This is a genomic window from Salipaludibacillus sp. HK11, assembly GCF_047795645.1.
In the GTDB taxonomy this organism is placed as follows: domain Bacteria; phylum Bacillota; class Bacilli; order Bacillales; family Salisediminibacteriaceae; genus Salipaludibacillus.
This window is the reverse complement of the sequence record NZ_CP181045.1, coordinates 806,297-823,975: the sequence shown is the minus strand read 5'-3', so window position 1 is coordinate 823,975 and position 17,679 is coordinate 806,297. Positions and strand designations below refer to the sequence as shown.

Here is a 17,679-nt window from a genome sequence, read left to right as displayed (position 1 = left end):
TAATTAGGAACACCCATTTTCTCACCTCAGAATTATTTTACAAATCAATTTTAACATAAATACCCAATTTAACTTCAGAAGTAATATGAAAAATGTGAACAGTAGCATTAAAATGCTAAATTTTATATAGATAATGGGATGTTATCTGTATGATTTTTCATACGATTAACGTCTCCACTTTATAGAAAAAATGCTACCCCAGCTGGATAACATCTTAAAAGTACGAATTTTTTGATTGTTATACCTTTTCATTCATTCCTTTCTTAATGTCAGATACGAACAAGTCTAGCAATGGCTCTTGGTATCCTGCTACCTTTAAATGTTGCATCTCGGTAACAACTTCATAAAATTCATCACTTTCATTGAAATTTAGTCGTTCTAGCCCAGCATTGGTCAAAGGTACCTTTGAAGCACTTTTCCGATACTCGTCCAAGCCCATTCTCCATATACGAACACTTTCTTTGTATTTATTTTTTAAATACTTTGCAATAGCTATACCGTTCACATCGATATCGCCAGAATAGTAAATTTCTGCACCTCTTTTAATTAACTTGTCTAATAGCAACATACCAGATAATTTAAAATTGCCATGTGTACAGACGATAGGATACACGCCATCTATTTTATCTAAAATGCTGGAGTACACTCCGCTATTCTCTAAGACAAATACTTTCTTTCCAATAATCGGCTTCACATAATCTATATGACGTAAAGCACGCAAAGGGATGTTTTGAACAGACCCTTCTTCATTTGCCCAGTACCATTGTTGTAATATTTTTTCTTCCCTAAAAGCCAAGAGCCCATAACAAGTCACAAAACTGTGCAAGTCATCTTTTTCTAACCCTATCATAGAAAGTAAATTAGCTTCGTCTTCAGCATTTAAATTACTTCGATATTCCCGCTCTTCTTTTTCGCTCAACACCATCTCAATAGCCTGACAGAGTTTCTTATTTTTATCAAAAAAATGGGGATTCCCCGTGATTCTTTCCGCAAATAAAGGTAACTTTTCAAATTCTCCTTCCGGCGGTAAATTTGATATTGCTTTTAGTATCACTTCAATTGAATCGTATTCTTGCTCATTATATAAAGCAATAAATCTAGAGGATCCCTTTTCCTTTTCTAGTATTCTTCTAACAACTACTTGTGCGTAAGAATGAGGATACGCTTTCCTTAACTTCCTAAAGAACGCATTTTTCTTTTCTTCTTCCCTACGCTCTCTTTCTCTTTTGGGTATAATAGATTCTTTTGTAATTAACTCAACTACCTCGTATAATGTAATATCCTCAAACTTTGAACCATTAAGTCTTTTTTCAAACTTTGATAAAAAAATGGTAATTGTTTTTCCACCATATGTTGTCCCCATCCACGACTCGATTGCGGTTCTTTCCTCATCCGAAGGGGCTATTTTTACAGACCCACTTACGTATCCCAAAGACTCTATTTTGATTTTAAAAAGAGAAAAAAAGCGAGCAAACGCCTTCCTCCCAAAATACTCTTCTACTTCCCTTATTAATCCTTTATCCATCACCGTTCCTCCTAAGCTCTGACCGAATCAAACAACGACTCTTGAATCGGGTCTCCGTTCAACCTGTCATCCTCATCTATCGATACACCTTTACTGATTAATACTTCCTCATTAATTTCCAGTGTCTTTCCGTCCCATCTCCAAGGCTCAGAACACACGAAACTCGCTACTTTATCATAGCTTAAACGATAGATGTTGATTCCTGATACGGTAGGATAATCTGCCCACAGCGCTTGTGATGTGAGAATATAATTAAAACCTAACCTCTCCATCAAGGAGAACATTTCGGATATGTTTTCTTCATCCACGCCTGCAAATGCTTCATCTAACGCAATGATATAAGGAGCATCCGGAGAAGAACCACTGTACTTAGAATAAGCCGCAGAGAATAATGGAATATAAATAGCCATAGCTTTCTCTCCGCCACTTAGGATGTTTAGGTTCTTCTCATCCAACGTTTTTTCCTTTTGACCTTCTAGCGTATACAGAATTTTAAACTTGTACCAATCGCGATAATCCAATACTTGCTTTAAGGCTTGTTCCAGGTTTTCTAAGTCATCTTTATTGTTTTTTCTGTCTAATCGTTCTTTAGCCAAGGCTATTTTACTCATAAAGTGCTTACTTAAGGCTTCGATATCAATATCTTTCAAAGTACCAAAGTCTCTACCTAAGAGCTCCACCAATTTTGTAGTAGTTAAATGGTCCTCAGAATTTTTATCCGTTTTATCTATAGGTTCCCAGGATAATCGCAATTCAATGGAGTTGTTTAGCGACTTCATTGAAGCATTAATATCACCTTTCCATGATTTCGCCTTAGTGATTAAATCCTTTATTTTATCTCCTACTCCCTGAATCATTACGTTTTTGATTAAGTTTTCCTCATCCTTTTTCAATACGGAACGTTGTTTTTCTTCTAATTCTGTTAAATAGTCGTGGAATTCTTTCGGGTTTTTCTTCGAGCCTTGCACAGGAATAATGACATTTAAACGTTTTCGCTCAGTGTTAATTAATTGCACTCTATCTTTATTTCTTTCGAACTCTTCCAATTCTAGTTCCGTACTGCCTGACAATATTTCACGGGAGGTTGGCGGATAGCCCTCTAAATCTCTGGACTTAAAATCGTGGACTGCATTGTGTAGTTGCTTATATGCTTCTAATACATCCATTTCTTCTGCATACTCACTAGCCAACGATTCAAGAGCATCCTCGTATTCTATATGGTTCATTTTTAAATCGAAACCAAATACTTCCTTCCGAATAACCAACTGTCTTTGTAAAAAAAATAATTCTTTCTCTGCATCAGATATTACTTCATTGGTTCGCTTTATCGCTTGGTCAACGGTTGGTTGTTCTGCGATTTTCTTTTTTTGTTCATCCCCTAAATCTTGTATAAGCACACGTAACTTTTTAATGTCTTCTTCAATCTTCTCAATGCCAGCTTCCTTTAGCATTTCTTCGATATTTTCTAAGTTTTTAACAAGAATTTTAATGTCACTGTCCAAGACATTTATTTCTCCTTTCAATTCTATCAAATCACATTCGGTATCTTCGTAGTTTACTTGGATAGATACTGATTCCGATTTCTTGTGTTCAAACTTTAAAAATAATTTCTCCATAGATTGAACTTGTCCACCATATTCCTTCGAAGCTACTTCGATTAATTCTTTAATGGTCTTTGCATCCTTTTTACCTTCTATGAATTCACTAATTTGAATTCTTTCTATGCGCTGTTTCTCATAACTTTTAGCTAAATCTTCGTGAGCTTCTTGCAACCTTCCTTTTCTCTTATCAAATTCATTTTTTTGCATTAATTTTTGTTCTTTCAAAGCTTTATTTTCATCTAAACCTTCCATTGTAGGTCTACCTTCATACTCTTCTAACAATTTTTGCATTCTACCTTTTACTTTTTTGTTTTGTATTTCCCACGATATAATTTCCTCTTTCAATGATTCCATTTTCAGAAGAATTTCCGTCATTTTATTCTCTCTGTGCCTTCTTCTTGCTTCTTTTCCAATATAGGAAGCTTGGACTTGTTTCACAGCATTACCTTTAAGCAACCCATGTTGATAATTTCCAGAGGTAGTTACATACGTTGTATTTTCTAATACTTCCAAAGATATACTTTTCAATACAGACACAATATCTGTTTCTATAACGTCAGAATTTTCCGGTACAATGGGGTTCAGAACACTAAACAACGTCTTAGTTTTTTCATCAATCTCCTTGGGTATAATAACAGAATCGTTTTCGCCTACGTTTTTCACTTCGGCAACAGGGATAATCAACGCATCCAACAGTCCTGTATCCAACAAAGCCGACTCTACTCTTTCTTTTTCCTTTTCGGATAACACATCCTTAAATTCTACTGCCTCATACAATGGTACAAAAGGTATATTTTTTTTTGTCAAAACCGAACGATTTTCCACTGTGTCTTTCCGACGAAAAAAGGGTGCTACTTCTTTTTGTTTTTGTAACTCATCCAGTTCACTTTCCCAATCTTTTATTTTATTTTTTAAATGCTCGATATTCACTTTATTATTAATAACTTCATCTTTTAACGGTTCAATTAAACGCTCTTTCTGGTCATATAACTCTTCCTCGATTGATTTAGGTGTCATATCTTTGAAGTCATATAAGTTTTCCACAATTTCCATAACGTCACTTATCTCACTGTGAGAAAGAATGAATTCCTCATTGAATTGAATCCATTCACGATAATCTTCCTTGAATTTACTCTTTATGGAAGAGGATTCTTGACTAATCCTCGTCAATTCTCTCTCTATTTGTTCGATATTTGACTCTACTTCACGCATTTCTTCTTTCTTGTCTTTCAATAAACCGTAAATTCTCTCTTCTTCTTGAATAGCTTCCAATAAGTTTTTTAAGCTTTGAACATGACTATTTAATCTTGAAACCCAAACATTAAAGTACCCCTTATCTTTCCTATAGTTGGAAATATTTTCTTTCGCCATCGACAAATAGGATTCCCCTTCGTAAAATTGAATTTCGACAGCCAAATCCCCAAGCTCATCAATAATTTCTTTAATTTCTTTCTCATACTCGTAGCACAATTCATTTGCCTTATCTATTTTTTTCTTATATGAAGTTAATTTCAGTTGATTTCTCTCATACTGGTCATTTTTTCCTTTGAGGTCGTTTACTTTTCTTTCCTTTTCCTGCTCTTTATTTTGCTTTTCATTATTTAACGAACGGACCTCAGATGTTTCCAACAAATCTAACTTGATTTGCTTGTTTGTAACTCTATATCTATATCTGTTAAACGCTCTACAACACCCTTTAACTTGGCTTTTTGCGTAATCAGTTTCTTTTCCGCTGAATCTTTTTTCATCACCATTCGGTGGTGTTCTTGCAGAGCTTCCAGGTATCGGTTAGCAGCATTTCCTAACATGGTTTTTTGATAACCGAGGTAATCCCCTAGTAAGGAAGAAGACAAATCTAGTGAAATTTTTGTTTTCTCCAATTTACGATTATGGTCATCGATATCCTTAATGGTATTGGATATCATAGAAAATTCAGAGGAAGGCAACTCTTCCAGTGAGTTTTTTAATGCATCATACAAAACGTCCGGCTTCATTTCTTTGGATAACTTAGGAGAACGGATTTGGATTAATAACTTGGTAAGTTCTTTTAACAGGCTTATGTTATCAAATTGAAACACTTGCTTATTTACTTCGTCAGCATAATCTCTCTGCGTTGATACAAACTTACCGCATTTCATTTCTTCTAGTTGATTTTTCAAATCATCTTTGGAGATAGGAACAAATTCCTCCAATCCGTCCGCATTATACCCATTGCTTTTAGTCAACGAGAAATCTTTTTCTATCTCTTTACCTTTAATAACAAATCCCCAAAAGTCATTTTTCGACTCATCAATAGCTCGTAATCCGATTCCTGTCGTTATGGTTTCACCTGTCTTAACTTTTTTGTACGTCAGATACAAATAAGCAATTCTACCTTTGTCTAGCTCATCATTGGTCCTTAAATAGTCTCCAATTTTTCTTTTACCTGAACCAAATGGGTCAATTCTCGAAGGATGCGTATTTCCATCCAATAATAAAGGTATAATCGATTGCATGGAAACTGACTTCCCTTGCCCATTTTGTCCACCGAACAAAATGTTTCCCTTATGAAATGGATACACTTCATTTTCATACACCCAAAAATTAACAAATCCTACCAAGTAAGGTTCTAAACGGTTACTTCTGTCATGTTCTGCTACTACCATTTTTTTTCCCCCTAATGTTTTCTGTATCAATATAATCCCTTAAGTCAGCGTCGTATTCTCCTACTGTTCGTATCATAGACGGGTAAATAGTTATTTTCATCGTTGTTTCGTCATATGATGCCAACTTCCAGCTTGTCATATAATCCAATATAATCTGTTTATATTTAGAAAATGGAGTCTTGTCTCGCATGGTACTAGACCAACCTAAACTAAAATGTTTGATAACATCCTTTAATAAATCTTCAAATCGACTATTCTCCAAAACTAAAAACCCAAAAGGTTTTTTATCTCTTAAAAGACCCGCTATCCTATGAGCAACCTGAGACACAATATACGATTCGTGCTTTCTACTAGGATGTTGATGAAGGTTTATCCGCCTAACATCTTGAACTAAGCAAATACAGTTATACATACGTTCTAGCCGGAAAAAAGTATATAATTCAATCTGTTGTTTTATATCTTGGTAATTATATTTATCATTTAAATACTGTGCTTCTTCTTCCGACAATTCATCAATAAAGAGTACTGATTCAAAATACAATTTACGATTCAAAGAATGCCTTACATTTTCCTTGTCCAAACCATCTAACAACATTTCCTCTGACGTTTCAAAAGAATCTATTTTTTTAGAAAAATTTCGAAACTGATAACGTATTAAGGAAGTTGATTGGTAGAGAACCTCCCCATCTTCCGACTTTTCGAAATTAGCCAATTCTCCATCCAACAACTTAATCAATCCTGTTTCTTGTGCCCGAAGTAACGCTCTGGAAAAACTTTCTCTCTGATGTTTCACCTTCCAATCTACTTCATAAATAAGACTTTTCTCATCTTTGCCTAACAAAAATATTTTTACGTCCTCAATTATGGAACTCAATAAAAAACCATCCTCAACTGACTTTGTGTCTAATATAGAAAACAACGCCATTAAAAAGACGTAATCTAACTCGTTTTTAAAAGATTGGATACCCATCCAATCTCGACTAAAATAAGGAATCTTTTCAAGTTTAGCCGTTTCACTGTCAAGTTTTAATTGATAACCAAAATTAGTTACCATGTATTTACGAATCATTTTTTCACTACTTAATATCTCTCGAAATACTTCCGGATTATCTTTTCTTTGCACTAGAAAATTCTCTAACAGAGCTTCTATACCTAGTTGCAATCCCTTATTCTCTTCATTCATCATATCTTTTCACCCTCAATAACAAATTCGATATCGAGCCCTCTTAATTCCCCATCCTTGCAAGGTATTGTTACGACTTCATTCGAACGATAATCAGCTTTAAGTGTAAGCCCTGTTTCCGTTCGAAAAGTGTTTTTCTTTGTTTTACCTAATCTCATATTGGTTGTTCTCATAATCCACTTCAATAACACTTTTCTTTGGAACGGTTCTAAAGGCTCTTTTATTTCGGAGAGTATAATTTTCCCTTCTTTAATTAACTCTTTCATTTTTTTCTCTTCTTCTCGTTTTTTCTCTAAGCTCTCAATAATCCTGCGTTGACGTTCTAATTTGTTGTTTTTTATTACAGAAGCTTTAGTTTTCCCTTTTGGTCCTCGGTTACTCATGTTAGGGGTTTGGAAGGGTTTAATGTCTGTATTCCAAATTTCATCCGCATTAGAGTATTGACCATCTTCATTCAGTGGTATTTCTTCTGTTACATGTAATGAACGGGAATGAGAATTTCCAAAAGCAGACGCATATAATTTATGGGCATCTTTTAAAGAAAAACTATCAATAAATTTTTTCGCCAAAGCCTGATAATCCGTAACTCTATTTTGAGTATTTGTCATGGAATCAGATAATCTATTGGCATAGGTCACGATTAGACGAATTGCTTCTTTCGTTTTGTCACTCAGAACGTCTATATCACTCGTCCCTCCCTTTGTGCCTAAGAACCATGTTCTAAGCTCCACCCATTTATTTTTAAGAGAAATTCTTAGTTTTTCCTCGGAAAAATCCTCGTATAGAATACTATTGGGCTTATTTGCTTCGATCAGTACATTAATGTACTGGTCAACATGTTCATCATCAATTTCGTTTATTAGTTTATAAATTTTATACTTCACTCTATCTAATTCCGAAATATACGTTCCTAGATACTGCATAAACGTGTCTTTAAAATTCAAGAATAGTTCTGTATTAAACAAATTAGCTCTTTCAGCTTCCTGAATGTGAAACAAATAATTTGTTGCGTTCGTCCGTAAGGTTTTATGCGTTTCAAATACATTCATCCATATTTCTGAAGCCATGTCAGGCGGCGCATACACCGCATCAATTTCTTTAAATGTTTCTAAGAACTTAAACAATCTACTAAACTGTCTACTATCCAAACTTCCCATAATTTTTTCATCTAAATCATCAATCCTTAGCAATAATTCATCTACTTCTAACCCTAAATCAGTAATTTGATATAGATAGTGTTTCTTCTTAAATTCTTCAATCGTCATACCACTTTGCTTTTCTTGTCTGGATTTAATAACTTCCCAAATCTCTAATTGATTCAACGCATCATGTAAGTTAGTCTCTGTATATTCATCACTAACAACCTCATTTTCTTTAAGCATACGAAAAACATCCGATAGAGTAGTGGTGTAGTGTTCAAAGCCCATATGTTTGTTGTATAGATACCTTACAATCGGTCTATAAATATAGGAATTTGGTTCCGTTGCATATTTCAAAGCCACAACGGAGTCCAAATGGTACTTGTTCATTCTTTCCACCTCCAACGCCAAGTCATGGCTTAAAAATACATAAAAATAAATAGGATTCGACTCAAAAGTGACAAAAGATCAACTTCGTCGGAACAGACATTTTTGTCTTATCAGTAGTTTTTAGATGATAAATAATGCTCAATCGTCTTTCTATATGTTTTCCAATCCTGATACCGCTCCTGGATCTTTCTTTCTAAAAGAGAATCAATTTGTTTTTCTTCGTTATATATTTTTTCACGACGCATGTTCTCTAGTCTATTAATATACTGTTCTATGGATATATCCTTCAGTTTCCGTTCACCAGCTTTTAATAAATGCTTCTGCTGCAAATATTCTCTAAATTCCATTGGCGTATTCTTAACAGGCAACGGTTCCCCTGCTTTTGTTGTACGATTAGAGTCATTGTTAATTTGAGAAATAATTTCATTTCTCCATTCTCTCTGTAAATCATGATTAGGTGGGAGTGGATGATAGAAGCATGCATCATACACTCCATGTTTATATCCAATAGGAATTACCTTCAAATCGACTAGTTCAACGTAAGCCTGTTTCGCTCTCTTTCTTATTGAAGGGTCTTGTCCCCAACCTAATACGACAGGTCCTCGGTTCTCATCTAATAGCTTTGTTAATTCATTGCGACGCTCCGGAGCAAAAATCGAGTGATGAAACTCCGGATAATTCTTCGATTCTTTTAACATGCCTTTAAAAACTTGTAAATTACCACTTTTCAAATCTGATAGATTAATAATGGCCACATGATTTAAACGAGTTTCATTCATGACTCTTTGTAATTGTTGTATAGTAGGATCGTGGTTAGCTACTTGATAAGTAGCTGAATATAAATCTGAAAATGAGGTTGATTTGTTGGACGTTTCACATCTTCCAGGATTCGTAAGAACAAAAAGTGCTTGGAGAGGTACATTTGTTTGTTTTCTATTAATTCTTGCTTCACTTCGGCAAATAAATACTTTACCATTCTCCTCATATTGATAAAATTTCCCTGTCACTTCAAACGGATGAAAGATACCTTCGTATTTTCCATTAGGCATTTCTTATTCCCTCCTCTAATGTGACTGCATTCCATTCAATGAGATAACCAAAGTATAAGTCAACAAGTGCTATAGACCCTGTAGTTTTTTAAAGGGGGTTAATTAGTTGATGAATCCTTAGAATATTGAACAATCATTTTTTTCGCTTCAGATTGCATTTTTTGAACAAGTGAATCAGGTTTCAACACCTTTGCGTCAGATCCCCAGGTTAATACCCATCGGAGCAGTCCTTCACTGACCGTTGCTCTCGTTTTCAACAAGAATGATGTCTCGCTATAAGATGTTATATGAACGTTTGTCCCGAAACGATCGATGATCACGTTGATTAAGTGGTTATCGAACACGATTTCGACCATTTCGTCATCCCCGCTGTACATATGAAATAACTTCCCTACGTAGTCTGTAGGATTAAATGAAGGATCGCGTACAAATAATTCTTGAGTGACACTGACATTTTTCATTCTGTCGACGCGAAAATGACGAAGGTCACCTGTATCTTGCTTCTTCCCTACAAGATAGTAGTAATCGTTGTTCCAAATGAGTTCATAAGGATTGATGTTGTAATAAGCGCCGTCGCGACTTAAGAAATATTTTTTCTCAATATTGTATCGCCCGTACTGAAAAGTAATGGTTTTACTAGCTGAAATGGCTTGATGAATGTGGAAAATGAAGTATTTGATTTGCTGGTTGTCACTTTTCACCAGGTCATCAATTTTCAAGTGATTGCTCAATTGGTTGGTTTGATGAATACTTGTAAGCTTGAGGAGTTTATCAATCATGTTGCTTGTTTCGTTTTTTGTGATGAATCGGGCAGATGTGACAGCATCAATAAGGAGCCTTAATTCATTCAAATTAAAGGTTCGACTGTCATAAAAGTATTGCTTTGCCAGACCATTTGTTTCAAGGTATGTATCTACTAGAAAATCATCTGATTGCTCTAAGAATTTCAAATCATCTCGTAATCCTGTTTCCCCTAAGTCTTCTCCAGATAAGTCTTCCATTTTTCTCTTCAATTCTCTCATCATTAAAGGATGATCCCCGTCAGTTTCTCTTCTCAAAACATCCATCACCATTAACAATCTTTTTCGGTTACTCAACGGCATATCATTTCCCCCTTGTATACCCAACTCTCTGTTGTAATATATTCGCTGAAAAAGGTAATTATCCTTTTTTAGCAACTCCCCTAGAGAAATGTCATATCATAGTATGGAGGTTACCGTTCATGGAAAAACTTATTCACTAGACATGGTTCTTAGTCGCCGAGCACTCTTTAAAGTTATACCGGATTGGACATCAGGAACTCAATAATATATGCTCCGTTTCTGACTATAGCCACAAGAATATACCACCTCTGTCGTGTTTTTTACCAGCAATTCCCACGAAATTTACCACTTTGAAAAAGTACGTGACCCCCAGTGCTTTAAAACACTGGGGATCACGTACTTAAAAATCTCGATGGTGATGTCCGTTTATTCTGCACTAGGTAGCCCACCATAAAAAAGAACCTTAAAAGGCATGTAAGCCAATCAAGGAATATGTTTTAATTCAATTTATTTATTTCTATACCAAATAACAGTTCCATCATCCTTGGAGACACTTAACAGGTCATTATAAATTGAAACTTCTATGAGATTTCCTACTTTTATGTTGTCCCCTACTAATTCTGGCTGGTTGATAATTTCCTGAATTTCTACAGCACATGCATAATATTCTACATATCCTGGTTCATCCATTTCCAATCCATTATCGGTTTCGTAAGACGTATCCACCTTCCCTTTAAACTTCAATCCATTTTCCCATTCAAACATTAACGTATATGTATTTTTAATACTTTGAAGTAACGCCACATGAAGGTCATCAAGCTCCATAATAATATACCCTCCTCTTAAGATATTTACCAACTAATTGGGTTTGAAGGCACTATATGTGCACCTGTTTTTGAATAGTGAATAATTCCTTTAGTTGTATCTAATGCTTGACCAGTACTTGGGTCAACATATTTTCCAATTACTTGTCCAAAATCCACACGTTCTTTGTTTTGTCCAATCGTTTTACCTGTTCCAGCATGAGAGTCTAGTAATTTCTGCGAGTCACCAGTTAAAATACTTTTTCCAGATTGATAGTTAGAGTGACCTTCTATATGTTTCCCTTGCTTCCCTGGATGTACCTTAGCTTCAAATCCATTTACAACTTTAACCGGACCCTTAATAAATTTACCACCATGTTTGACGCCCTTGATTAATGGCCCCCCAATAATCCCTGCACCAGCTAATGCACGTTCCCAAGATTCTAGTTCACGCCCAGTAATCGGATCAGATGCAAACACCGTTTCATAGCCTGCCTTCACGTTACTAATCCCAGGTGCAAGATCAGCCGCTATTGAAGCCATCTCTCGTTCAACATCCTTGTTATTGCTAGCTTTGGCTTTGTATAGCCCGGATCCTACTTTCCAAATAAATTCCGCTTGGCGAAGTCTATTGGTAACCGTTTTATCCCACCAAGTTTCTTTGGGATGATTAACATTCTCGTTATTTCTAGTGGATTTAGATCCCGTAATAATCCGGGTACCAGCTAATGCGCGTTCCCAGGAGTCTAATTCACGCCCAGTAATTAGTTCAACTCCAAACACAGTTTCATAACCGGCCTTCACGTTACTAACACCAGGTATAAAATCTGTCACTGCTGAAATAACTTTTCGTTCAACATTCCCGTTAGTGCTAGCTTTGGCTTTGTATATTCCGGATCCCAATTTCCAAATATATTCCGTTTGACGAACGCTATTGGTAACCGTTTTATCCCACCAAGTGTCTATCTCTAACTTTCTTTGATTGACACTTAGACGACTTACACCCCCTTGGCTCAATATTTTCATCGTTACGAAAATATTATAGTAAGTTGCTCGATCAATTTTTTCACTTATAAGATCTGTATAAGCACGATTTAAAATCTTCTGATTTCTCTCATCCATACCTTTTACTGCAGCGTCGTTTAAATGCTTAATCTCCATTAAAGACATTTTTTTAATGGAATCTTGATTTACTTCCACAGGCGTTCCTATTGTTTTATTATACTCTTTAAGTGCGGCCAATCCTACAGTGGTTTCTCCTCCTTTGTAATCTGTAAACCTAGCACTGCCACTTACAGCCCTCGCATGATTTAACGTTGTTCTGATCTCTTGTAATAGGCTCTCTATTTCTGCCGAGCTACGTCGACCTACACTTGTGAATGATTGGACATCTTCTAGGACATTCTCGGCTACGTCTATCGCCATATCATGATCATCCTTAACGAAACGGAAGGACGGCGTCGTTGCACTGCTAATATCTGAAACACTACGAATGATGTTACTCACTTCATTATGAAGTACTTCTAAAGCTTCATTTTGTTCATGAAGATCTTCCATGGTGTCCCTAACATAGTCACTATTAATAATCGTTTTACTACTTTCATCAACCTTTGATTGAAAATCTTCTATGTGTTGATTCAAATTTTGATAAAGATCATTTAACAATCCGTTAAAAGTGGTCAACATCGTCAGATGAAAATCACTAAAATATAATTTGGCCTGGTCTGCGGTTTTCCCAGAAAAAGAACTCATATTGCAAATGTCTTCGATGTTCTGTGCTACTTTTAATAGACTGACGGTTATATCTTCAGATGTTGATTTAAATTCATCGGAGAAGTTTATCACTTCTGATAAATCTACTTTATGTCCCATAGAATTTCCTTTCTTCTTTAGCGTATTGGCTGTGGACCAAAATTAGGGTGATAGGATGATGCTAACTCTTGATCGTTTCACTGCTATATCGGTGACAGACGATTTTAACTTTGATACACCGAGCAAAAAACACTTATATTCATAGAATTAGTTGTGTTTCAATGTCTTTCCTTTTTCAATTAGAAAATGACATAAGATACGATAGTGACTCTCTTTTTATTATTCCATATTATGGTTTTAATAACAATATATATCTTCAATTATTATCCATCTCTATCTAGATGCTAACGTCCCTGTGATTTAGAGTGTCGAAGAACCCTCGCATCTTCCTCAGCTAAAGAACTCTCAACTACGATAAATCTTGTATCAAAAAACCTTGAGCATTGTTCCGAACATCACTCCCCACCTGTTTCAAAACCAAAAACATCTCTGAACCTGACAAACATCCAGATTCAAAGGCTTTCATTATGCTCGTTCAATGTTCTGCTCTTCCATCTCCATTTTCCCCAAAGGCTCTGAGACGACTTTCAAAAGTAATTATTAGAAAAAGATTTGGCAAAGTGAACACAGAAGTATTAAATAGTGTTCGAAATAAAATAGAACACTTAATAAACTAAATGGACTGCGATGAGTAGTCCTTTTTTGGTATCACAACCAAGGGGACGATTCCGGAAAAAGAATCTTTCTTTTCTTAAATAAATTCGGAAATCATTATGAGTTGTGTGTCAGTACCTATCGGAGTTCTTATCTATGAAACGAACATTATACATTTTTCACGAGGCGAAATATCTTTTTTAAACACTAGAACCGTCCCTGCGATTTCTTATCGCAAAACTTTCTAAAGCTCTAAATAACCATAAACAAAACCCTCCACTATCATAAATCTTGTATCAAGGATCCCCAAAACTCCGTTCAAATCAAAACTCCCAACCTGCTCCAAAACCAAAAAACCTCTGAATCCCACTTCCATCAAGATTCAAAGGCTCCTCCTATGTTTGTTCAACGTTGTGCTCTTCCGTCTCGATTTTCCCCAAAGGATCTGGAACGACCTGGCCTTCTACTTTGGCTTTATAGGCTGCGATATGGGGATTGAGGGTGGGACCGTATTTAGCTAAGATGACATCAATGTTGCGGGCGTCGCGATCCATCGTCGCGGCTTTCTGTTCGTAGACAAGCCATTCGATGAAATAGATCAGGCTTGAAAAGTCTTCTATGACGGCTTCTTGATAGACGTCTTTGATCTTTGGGGGGGCCATTGTGTTTTCCTCCTATGCTGTCGTTTCGTCTCGATTGACAAACAAGTTGTATTCTTTCTGATAGGTTAGTTCCACGGTGCCGACGGGGCCTTCGCGTTGTTTGGTGATGATGATTTCGATCGTGTTGTCTGAGACATCGTTTCGGTTGTAATAGTCGTCGCGGTAGAGAAATGCGACGACATCAGCGTCTTGTTCGAGGCTCCCTGATTCGCGTAAGTCTGAGAGATTCGGACGTTTATCGGAACGTGATTCGACTCCTCGTGATAACTGGGATAGGGCGATGACAGGGACGCCTAGTTCGCGGGCCATTGCTTTCAACGAGCGCGAAATTTCGCTCACTTCTTCTTGACGGTTCTGTTTGTTTGTTGCTGACTTTAAGAGCTGCAAGTAGTCAATAATAATGAAGTGGTGCATGTCTGGGTGCTGTCGCATCAGCTTCCTTGTGGTCGCATAAATGTCTGGAATCATCACGGATGAGCGGTCACAAATGTACAAGTTCTCCTTCGTAAACTCACTGATGGCCTCGGAGTAAGCGTTCCAATCAGCGGCGTCGAACCGTTTCTGTGGATCACGCAGCTTCTGGGAGTCGATTCGGCTTTTGGTCGAAATCATTCGATTGAGAAACTGCTCTTTGCTCATTTCTAGCGAATACAAATGTCCGAATGCTTTCTGTTTCATATGACCCATTGCGACGTTTAAGGCAAATGCGGTTTTACCAACGGATGGCCTCGCGGCGACGATGATGAACTGGCCTTCACTGTGGCCATTCGTCAGTCGGTCATATGTCAAAGAAAGTACCTGAGCCCCAGTGCGGTAATGTTATACCTCACTGGGGCTCAGGCACACTGGCGTTCCTCCCACCTGCTGAATCAACATAAAACACCCCCTGAAAAATTCAACATAATTTCATTTATTTCTTTGCAACGAAACAATTACAGATAATTATCAGGGACAAGGTACTGTCCGTGTCCCACAAAAGATTCCTCCATTACGGTAAAGTTATACAGAACTGGAGGCAGGGCTGGCAACAGAAATTAGTGATTGATTATATAAACATCTAGTATTGTTTCATATTCTGAGAGTTAATTATTAAAGTAGAATCTAAGATCATTGGTGTTCCACATTAATTATTCCGTAATAAACCGATTCATTCTAATTTGAGCACAATGCAAATTACCTCAACAATCATTCTCATATCACTAATATTAATATAGTTTTAATGGTATAAAATATAATAATTAGAATTTAATTCCATTATGTATATATATTATGAACTTATCCTATTTTATGTTGTTTTATGAGGTTGTATATGCAAATATTTACTTATAAGGAGGTGTTAAGAAATGGAACAGATAAATGATGTTTCCCCTGAGAGTTGGGCATGCTCAGCGAGTTGTTCCGGACCGTGCTATTTAGGTTGCGCAGCCGCGGGACCAGCAGGACTTGCAATTGGCACTAGCTCGTTCTACTTTACTTTCCTTTCAAATTAAAGCAGTTTTCCAGAAAGATATGTGCATATATAAATAGCTTAACTTATGTACATATCTTTTCTAAAATTCATTATGCTTCTCTGTAAAAAGTCTAGAGTTTCTTTTCGATAATTTATTGGATTTCTATGGTTTAACTAAATATTTATAGTAGTTTAATAACTCTATGGTTCCACTTTTCTACACAAAAACAGGTATTACTTATTAGGTACAACCTAAATCAAAAGAAAGATTTTTTGGAGGTTAATAAAATAATAAATTGTGAGAAGTTTCTAACGGGAGGTTTTAACAATGGAAGAAAGAGGGTTTTATTTTACTACGAAAAAAAATAATTCATATTATTATGACGATATAAATGGGAATGTAACTTTTAATGAACACAAAATTCATAATAATTTTGTTTTTGGAAATTCTAAGGTAGAAAATTTTAATTTAGACGAAAAGGAACTTCAGAAATATTTAATAGGTAATAGTGGTAGTCAACTTATCCTATTAGTTACTGAATCGTGCAATATTAGATGTGAATATTGTGTGTATTCAGGTAGTTATTCGAATCAAAGAACGCATAATATTGGATATATGAATAATCAAGTCGCAAAAAAAGCAGTTAAAAAATATCTCCACAATTATAAATTTAGAAAATACAAATTCCCCTTAGAGTATCCTTTAATTGGTTTTTATGGTGGAGAACCTTTACTAAATTTTAACTTAATTAAAGATATAGTTCACTATTCTAAAGACATCTATGAAAACCCCATTATGTTTTCTATTACCACAAACGCCACTTTATTAAACGAAGAAAGAATACATTTTTTAGCTACAAATCAATTTATCTTGTCAATTAGCCTCAATGGTAATAAAGAAGAGCATGATAGATTAAGAGTATTTGGAGATGGCACAGGCACCTACGAAATTATTATTAAAAACTTAAAAAAGATTAAATCATTATATCCTGAGTATTATGATGATTATTGCCAATTATTAGTTACCGTTGATTCAGGAACTGATTTACACCAAATGAGAGAATTTTTTTTGATAAACAGTGATATTTTACCAAAAATAGCTAGAATATCTCAAGTGGGTGCTTCATTTACTAATTGGTATGAGAGATATTCTTCTGAAGAAAAAAATAGATTTTTAGAAACTTTAGTTGAACTTAGAGAAATATATACGCAACAGCTTTTGCATAGAGAGATTGAATCCATCGAGCCCTTTCTTAACATTCTATTTAATGTTTCTTTTTTTAGAATACTAAATCGTTCTAGAAATATTCCTGCCGAAGCTCGAAAATCACACCTAATGCCCTACACTGGTGCATGTATTCCTGGTGATAAAATTGCGGTAGATTTTAAAGGGAAACTCCATGTTTGTGAAAGAATAAATCAGAGCAGACCCATCGGTGATGTTGAGAATTGGTTTAATGTCAAGGGAATTTCAAATATGGTTAATGATTATATAAGTAAAATAACTAAAAAATGTGCGAATTGTCCGATTCAAAATTTGTGTGAATTTTGTTATCCAGGAGTTGTAGATGAAAATGGAGAATTCGACTTTAATAATATGGTTCCTAATTGTCATCAAATGAGAAAAGATACTCAGCAAGAATTTAAATATATTTGGAATTTAATAGAAAATGGAGTAAATATAAATAAACTCTTGCCAGAATTAAATAAATAATAAAGGGAG

Annotated in this window: 13 protein-coding genes; 1 reads left to right on the top strand and 12 read right to left on the bottom strand. The window is 35.5% G+C overall.

The window, feature by feature from the left end; genetic code table 11:
- Positions 1 to 238 precede the first annotated feature (238 nt).
- The 12 genes from ACM26V_RS04365 to ACM26V_RS04310 all read right to left on the bottom strand — a co-directional run bounded on the left by ACM26V_RS04365 (position 239) and on the right by ACM26V_RS04310 (position 15,295).
- The gene (locus tag ACM26V_RS04365; protein ID WP_416150228.1) at positions 239 to 1,525 is read right to left on the bottom strand and encodes a TIGR02679 domain-containing protein; all 1,287 of its coding nucleotides are present in this window, start codon (positions 1,523 to 1,525) and stop codon (positions 239 to 241) included.
- 11 nt (positions 1,526 to 1,536) lie between these two features.
- Positions 1,537 to 4,755, bottom strand: a complete 3,219-nt coding sequence (locus ACM26V_RS04360; RefSeq protein ID WP_416150227.1) for an SbcC/MukB-like Walker B domain-containing protein — start codon at positions 4,753 to 4,755, stop codon at positions 1,537 to 1,539.
- A gap of 5 nt (positions 4,756 to 4,760) precedes the next feature.
- Complete coding sequence (locus ACM26V_RS04355; RefSeq protein WP_416150226.1) at positions 4,761 to 5,771, bottom strand: hypothetical protein; 1,011 nt, start codon at positions 5,769 to 5,771, stop codon at positions 4,761 to 4,763.
- Positions 5,752 to 6,957, bottom strand: a complete 1,206-nt coding sequence (locus ACM26V_RS04350; protein WP_416150225.1) for a TIGR02678 family protein — start codon at positions 6,955 to 6,957, stop codon at positions 5,752 to 5,754. The genes ACM26V_RS04355 and ACM26V_RS04350 overlap by 20 nt, the downstream gene beginning before the upstream one ends.
- A complete protein-coding gene (locus ACM26V_RS04345; RefSeq protein ID WP_416150224.1) occupies positions 6,954 to 8,483 on the bottom strand; it encodes a TIGR02677 family protein in 1,530 nt (509 codons plus the stop codon). Before ACM26V_RS04345 ends, ACM26V_RS04350 begins: the two co-directional genes overlap by 4 nt.
- Before the next feature lie 110 nt (positions 8,484 to 8,593).
- Complete coding sequence (locus ACM26V_RS04340; RefSeq protein WP_416150223.1) at positions 8,594 to 9,532, bottom strand: hypothetical protein; 939 nt, start codon at positions 9,530 to 9,532, stop codon at positions 8,594 to 8,596.
- A 98-nt stretch (positions 9,533 to 9,630) separates the two neighbouring features.
- Positions 9,631 to 10,635, bottom strand: coding sequence for a WYL domain-containing protein (locus tag ACM26V_RS04335; protein WP_416150222.1), 1,005 nt, complete (start codon positions 10,633 to 10,635; stop codon positions 9,631 to 9,633).
- A 447-nt stretch (positions 10,636 to 11,082) separates the two neighbouring features.
- On the bottom strand, positions 11,083 to 11,400 hold the full coding sequence (locus ACM26V_RS04330) for a hypothetical protein (protein WP_416150221.1): 318 nt from the start codon (positions 11,398 to 11,400) through the stop codon (positions 11,083 to 11,085).
- 26 nt (positions 11,401 to 11,426) lie between these two features.
- Entirely contained in the window at positions 11,427 to 13,250 is a 1,824-nt protein-coding gene (locus ACM26V_RS04325) for a pre-toxin TG domain-containing protein (protein WP_416150220.1), read from the bottom strand.
- Between the two features lie 838 nt (positions 13,251 to 14,088).
- Positions 14,089 to 14,223, bottom strand: a complete 135-nt coding sequence (locus ACM26V_RS04320; RefSeq protein ID WP_416150219.1) for a hypothetical protein — start codon at positions 14,221 to 14,223, stop codon at positions 14,089 to 14,091.
- Between the two features lie 16 nt (positions 14,224 to 14,239).
- Positions 14,240 to 14,506: a hypothetical protein gene (locus ACM26V_RS04315; RefSeq protein WP_416150218.1), complete on the bottom strand. Its 267-nt coding sequence runs from the start codon at positions 14,504 to 14,506 to the stop codon at positions 14,240 to 14,242.
- Between the two features lie 12 nt (positions 14,507 to 14,518).
- Positions 14,519 to 15,295 (bottom strand): DnaB-like helicase C-terminal domain-containing protein, encoded by a 777-nt coding sequence (locus ACM26V_RS04310; protein ID WP_416150217.1) that lies wholly within the window; start codon positions 15,293 to 15,295, stop codon positions 14,519 to 14,521.
- A gap of 989 nt (positions 15,296 to 16,284) precedes the next feature.
- Between ACM26V_RS04310 and ACM26V_RS04305 the strand changes: the two genes are divergently transcribed.
- Entirely contained in the window at positions 16,285 to 17,670 is a 1,386-nt protein-coding gene (locus ACM26V_RS04305; protein ID WP_416150216.1) for a radical SAM protein, read from the top strand.
- Positions 17,671 to 17,679: the final 9 nt, after the last annotated feature.

Excerpts from the sequence above, each read along its gene's own strand:
- ACM26V_RS04305 (WP_416150216.1), top strand. The coding sequence starts at position 16,285 with ATGGAAGAAAGAGGGTTTTATTTTACTACGAAAAAAAATAATTCATAT.
- ACM26V_RS04345 (WP_416150224.1), bottom strand. The coding sequence starts at position 8,483 with ATGAACAAGTACCATTTGGACTCCGTTGTGGCTTTGAAATATGCAACG.
- ACM26V_RS04355 (WP_416150226.1), bottom strand. The coding sequence starts at position 5,771 with ATGGTAGTAGCAGAACATGACAGAAGTAACCGTTTAGAACCTTACTTG.
- ACM26V_RS04315 (WP_416150218.1), bottom strand. The coding sequence starts at position 14,506 with ATGGCCCCCCCAAAGATCAAAGACGTCTATCAAGAAGCCGTCATAGAA.
- ACM26V_RS04325 (WP_416150220.1), bottom strand. The coding sequence starts at position 13,250 with ATGGGACATAAAGTAGATTTATCAGAAGTGATAAACTTCTCCGATGAA.
- ACM26V_RS04330 (WP_416150221.1), bottom strand. The coding sequence starts at position 11,400 with ATGGAGCTTGATGACCTTCATGTGGCGTTACTTCAAAGTATTAAAAAT.
- ACM26V_RS04340 (WP_416150223.1), bottom strand. The coding sequence starts at position 9,532 with ATGCCTAATGGAAAATACGAAGGTATCTTTCATCCGTTTGAAGTGACA.
- ACM26V_RS04335 (WP_416150222.1), bottom strand. The coding sequence starts at position 10,635 with ATGCCGTTGAGTAACCGAAAAAGATTGTTAATGGTGATGGATGTTTTG.
- ACM26V_RS04350 (WP_416150225.1), bottom strand. The coding sequence starts at position 6,957 with ATGATGAATGAAGAGAATAAGGGATTGCAACTAGGTATAGAAGCTCTG.
- ACM26V_RS04365 (WP_416150228.1), bottom strand. The coding sequence starts at position 1,525 with ATGGATAAAGGATTAATAAGGGAAGTAGAAGAGTATTTTGGGAGGAAG.